This is a genomic window from Pseudomonas sp. NPDC088885 (assembly GCF_044750025.1).
GTDB lineage: Bacteria > Pseudomonadota > Gammaproteobacteria > Pseudomonadales > Pseudomonadaceae > Aquipseudomonas > Aquipseudomonas rustica.
On record NZ_JBIVJB010000179.1, the window covers coordinates 1 to 4,131 of the forward strand.

Annotated in this window: 4 protein-coding genes and 1 pseudogene; 4 read left to right on the plus strand and 1 reads right to left on the minus strand. The window is 58.0% G+C overall.

The genetic code is table 11. From position 1 onward, the window contains the following. Nucleotides 1-640 precede the first annotated feature (640 nt). The 3 genes from rluC to sppA are packed head-to-tail and all read left to right on the plus strand — an operon-like array spanning nucleotide 641 to nucleotide 3,263. On the plus strand, nucleotides 641-1,600 hold the full coding sequence (gene rluC, locus ACIP1X_RS27950; protein ID WP_045123283.1) for a 23S rRNA pseudouridine(955/2504/2580) synthase RluC: 960 nt from the start codon (nucleotides 641-643) through the stop codon (nucleotides 1,598-1,600). Continuing rightward, entirely contained in the window at nucleotides 1,587-2,249 is a 663-nt protein-coding gene (locus ACIP1X_RS27955) for an HAD-IA family hydrolase (RefSeq protein WP_053122618.1), read from the plus strand. Before rluC ends, ACIP1X_RS27955 begins: the two co-directional genes overlap by 14 nt. 24 nt (nucleotides 2,250-2,273) lie before the next feature. After that, a complete protein-coding gene (gene sppA / locus ACIP1X_RS27960) occupies nucleotides 2,274-3,263 on the plus strand; it encodes a signal peptide peptidase SppA (protein ID WP_053122616.1) in 990 nt (329 codons plus the stop codon). A gap of 119 nt (nucleotides 3,264-3,382) precedes the next feature. Here sppA and ACIP1X_RS27965 read toward each other — a convergent pair whose 3' ends face one another. Beyond that, a complete protein-coding gene (locus ACIP1X_RS27965) occupies nucleotides 3,383-3,961 on the minus strand; it encodes a Maf family protein (protein ID WP_400755887.1) in 579 nt (192 codons plus the stop codon). 105 nt (nucleotides 3,962-4,066) lie between these two features. Between ACIP1X_RS27965 and ACIP1X_RS27970 the strand changes: the two are divergent. Next, nucleotides 4,067-4,131 (plus strand): annotated as a pseudogene (locus ACIP1X_RS27970) (metal-binding protein); the annotation flags it as partial.

The following is a 4,131-nucleotide window of genomic DNA, read 5'->3' on the forward strand; positions in this document are numbered from 1 at the left end:
CGGTCGGTGTCAGGTGCGTCGGGAGTGGTTGGCCATTCCCGTGTCCAGCGATATGCGGCCAATTGGGCCGATATAGCGACGTACGCGTCCTGCTTGCTGTGGCTACTTAAGCACTCAGTCAGGAGGAGGAATCAACCGTGGCTGTGGACGAGATGAAGCGTCTTGATAAAGCCTATTGCTACACAGTCCAGCGGTTGTGCATCTCCACCCTACACGTATCCCTGATAATTCGGGTGCTGCCGCGCGCAGAATCCGCAGCGGGTTGGCATTTACCGTGAGCTCCGAAAGGGGAGGTCACGCATCATGGCTAATCAGGCGGTGTTTCCGAAGCTTTCGCTCGGGGTCATCTGCGGTTGACTGCACTTTGTGAACTGGCCGTGAATATCTGCCTGTCAGGCGAGTAAAAACTCTGCTCGACGGTGTAATTCAGGCCTCATGTCACCTGCGCTTGTTACAACTGCAAACTCCACCGTTACGTAGCAAAAGCCCCGTAGGACGGCCTCGCGTCCTGGTGAATTGCGATGGTCAGGGCCGGTTTTTGACCGTGGTGCCGCTGTCCAGGCCGCTTTTGGCGGCGTTCGCGACTATAGCAGCAATGATTAAGTGCTTCAATTCCATAAAAATTGTTATCATCCGCGGCATGACAACTACTGCCCCTTCGACTCCAGGCGTTCAATTGCTTGAAGTCTCGCCGGAGTATGCCGGCCAACGAATCGACAATTTCCTTCTCGCCCGGCTCAAAGGCGTGCCCAAGACCTTGATTTACCGCATTTTGCGCAAAGGCGAAGTGCGCGTGAACAAAGGTCGGATCAAGCCCGAATACAAGCTGCAGGCCGGCGATATCGTGCGCGTGCCGCCCGTTCGCGTGCCTGAGCGCGACGAACCGGTGCCATTGGCCCAGGGTCTGTTGCAGCGCCTGGAAGCCTCGATTGTCTTCGAAGACAAAGCCCTGATCGTGATCAACAAGCCCGCCGGCATTGCGGTTCACGGCGGCAGCGGCTTGAATTTCGGTGTGATCGAAGCCTTTCGTCAGTTGCGCCCGGATACCAAAGAGCTGGAGCTGGTTCACCGTCTCGACCGTGACACCTCCGGCCTGCTGATGATCGCCAAAAAGCGCAGCATGTTGCGTCACCTCCACGAGCAATTGCGCGGCGATGGCGTCGACAAGCGCTACATGGCGCTGGTGCGCGGCAACTGGGCAACCTCGATCAAGAAAGTCAGCGCGCCATTGCTCAAGAGCAACCTGCGTTCCGGCGAGCGCATGGTCGAAGTCAACGAAGAAGGCAAAGAAGCTCTGACGATGTTTAAGGTGCTGCGCCGCTTCGGGGATTTCGCCACCATGGTCGAAGCCAAACCGGTTACCGGTCGCACCCACCAGATTCGCGTGCACACCTTGCATGCTGGCCATTGCATTGCTGGCGACAGCAAGTACGGCGATGAGGATTTCACCAAGGAAATCCGCGATCTGGGCGGCAAGCGTCTGTTTCTGCACGCTTACATGCTGACCGTGCCGCTGCCGGATGGCGGCAAGCTGACCTTGCAGGCGCCCGTCGATGAAATGTGGGCCAAGACCGTGGAGCGATTGAGTGCGCCCATCTGATTACAAGCTGCTGATTTTTGATTGGGACGGCACGCTGGCCGATTCCATTCACCGGATCGTCGAGGCGATGCACTCGGCATCCGGGCGCTCCGGTTTCGAGTTGCGCGATGATTTCGCCGTCAAAGGCATCATCGGCCTGGGCCTGCCTGAGGCGATCCGCACCTTGTATCCCGAGATCAGCGACGCCGAAATGACCTTGTTTCGCGAGTATTACGCTGATCACTACATCGCCGCAGAAGCCGTGCCTTCGCCGTTGTTCGAAGGGGTCGTCGAGTCGATGGCGTCGTTCCGCGAGCAGGGTTATCACCTGGCCGTGGCCACCGGCAAGAATCGCCGGGGTCTGGATCGAGTGCTCAAGGCCAATGGCTGGGAAGATTATTTCGATATCACCCGCGCTGCCGATGAAACTGCGAGCAAGCCGCACCCTCTGATGCTGGAGCAGATCCTTGCTCATTGCGGCGTGCGCGCCGAGCAGGCGCTGATGGTTGGTGATTCGTCCTTCGATCTGCTGATGGCGCGTAACGCGGGGATGGATTCGGTGGCGGTCAGTTATGGCGCGCAATCGATCGAATCGCTGCAGCAGTTCGAGCCGCGCCTGTCGATCGACCGTTTTTCCGAATTGCATGCCTGGCTGGCGCAGCAGGCTTAATACGTTTTTGCTGGGGTGGATGGCATGACCGACGAATGGAAAGCACCGGCCAAGGCAGATGCCGACGGCGGTGACGAGAAAAGCTGGAAGCTGCTGGAGAAGACTCTCCTGGCCGGCGTGCAAGAGCAGCGCCGTTCGCGGCGTTGGGGGATCTTCTTCAAGCTGCTGACGTTTGTTTATCTGTTTATTGCGCTGATCCTGTTCACGCCGCTGATGGACATGGAAAAAAGCGCCACCCGTAGCGATAACTACACCGCGTTGATCGATGTCACCGGGGTGATTGCCGATAAAGAGCCGGCCAGCGCCGATAATATTGTCGGCAGTCTGCGCGCTGCGTTTGAGGACAAGAAGGTCAAAGGTGTCGTCCTGCGCATCAACAGCCCGGGCGGCAGTCCGGTGCAGTCGGGTTATGTGTATGACGAAATCAAGCGCCTGCGCGGCCTGCACCCGGATATCAAGGTGTATGCCGTGATTTCCGATCTGGGTGCTTCCGGTGCTTATTACATCGCCAGCGCGGCGGATCAGATTTATGCCGACAAGGCGAGTCTGGTCGGTTCGATCGGTGTGACGGCGGCCGGTTACGGTTTTGTCGGCACCATGGAGAAGCTTGGCGTTGAGCGTCGCACGTACACTTCGGGCGAGCACAAGTCGTTCCTTGATCCGTTCCAGCCGCAGAAGCCGGATGAAACGGCGTTCTGGCAGACGGTGTTGGATACCACGCACAAACAGTTCATCAATAGCGTCAAGCAGGGCCGTGGTGATCGTCTGAAGGACAAAGAGCATCCGGAGCTGTTCTCCGGGCTGGTCTGGTCGGGCGAGCAGGCGCTGCCGTTAGGTTTGATCGATGGGCTGGGCAATGCCAGCTCGGTTGCGCGTGACGTGATTGGCGAGAAAGAACTGGTGGATTTCACCGTTCAGGAATCGCCGTTTGATCGCTTCTCGAAAAAGCTTGGCGCCAGCGTGGCTGAGCAGTTGGCGATGTGGATGGGTTTCCACGGGCCATCGTTGCGTTAATTCGTTGTAAAGATCAAAAGATCGCAGCCTGCGGCAGCTCCTACACGTTTCATGTCCGATCACATTTTTGTGATGACATGAATCCTGTAGGAGCTGCCGAAGGCTGCGATCTTTTGCTTTTAAGGAATCTGCACGCCTTCCACCAACAGCATGTCAATCAGCCGAATCAATGGCAGGCCGATCAGGCTGGTCGCGTCCGGCCCTTCAGTAGACTGAAACAAGCTCACCCCCAAACCTTCAGCCTTGAAGCTTCCAGCGCAGTCATAAGGCTGCTCAATGCGCAGATAGCGCTCAATGCGCGCCTGATCGAGCTGGCGCATGTGCACGGTGAACGGCACGCAGTCGACCTGGCATTCGCCGGTCTGGCTGTTGAGCAGCGCCAGGCCGGTCAGGAAGGTCACGCTGGCGCCGCTGGCGGCCATCAGTTGCTCGCGGGCCTTCTCGAAGGTGTGCGGCTTGCCGATGATCTGCTCGCCGAGCACGGCAACCTGGTCAGAGCCGATGATCAAGTGCGCAGGATGACTGTCGGCCAATGCCCGGGCTTTTTGTTCGGCGAGGCGTTTGACCAGATCGATGGCTGGCTCGCCCGGACGATGACTTTCATCGATATCCGGCGAGGAGCAGACGAACGGCACGTGCAGTCTGGCGAGCAATTCGCGACGATATGTCGAGCTTGAAGCGAGTAATAAAGGCAGCATTCGTGTCTCCTGAGGCAGGTGCGAATTCTAGCGGAGGCGTGCAAGTGACGGACAGGGAACAATTTCCTTTGACATGGGTGGGTGCATCCCTATAATGCTGCGCCTATGTTGAATGACCCGATTCCACCTCACGTTGACCCGCGCAAATTGGCTGATCGTGGCACCACCCT

Excerpts from the sequence above, each read along its gene's own strand:
- rluC (WP_045123283.1), top strand. The coding sequence starts at position 641 with ATGACAACTACTGCCCCTTCGACTCCAGGCGTTCAATTGCTTGAAGTC.
- sppA (WP_053122616.1), top strand. The coding sequence starts at position 2,274 with ATGACCGACGAATGGAAAGCACCGGCCAAGGCAGATGCCGACGGCGGT.
- ACIP1X_RS27965 (WP_400755887.1), bottom strand. The coding sequence starts at position 3,961 with ATGCTGCCTTTATTACTCGCTTCAAGCTCGACATATCGTCGCGAATTG.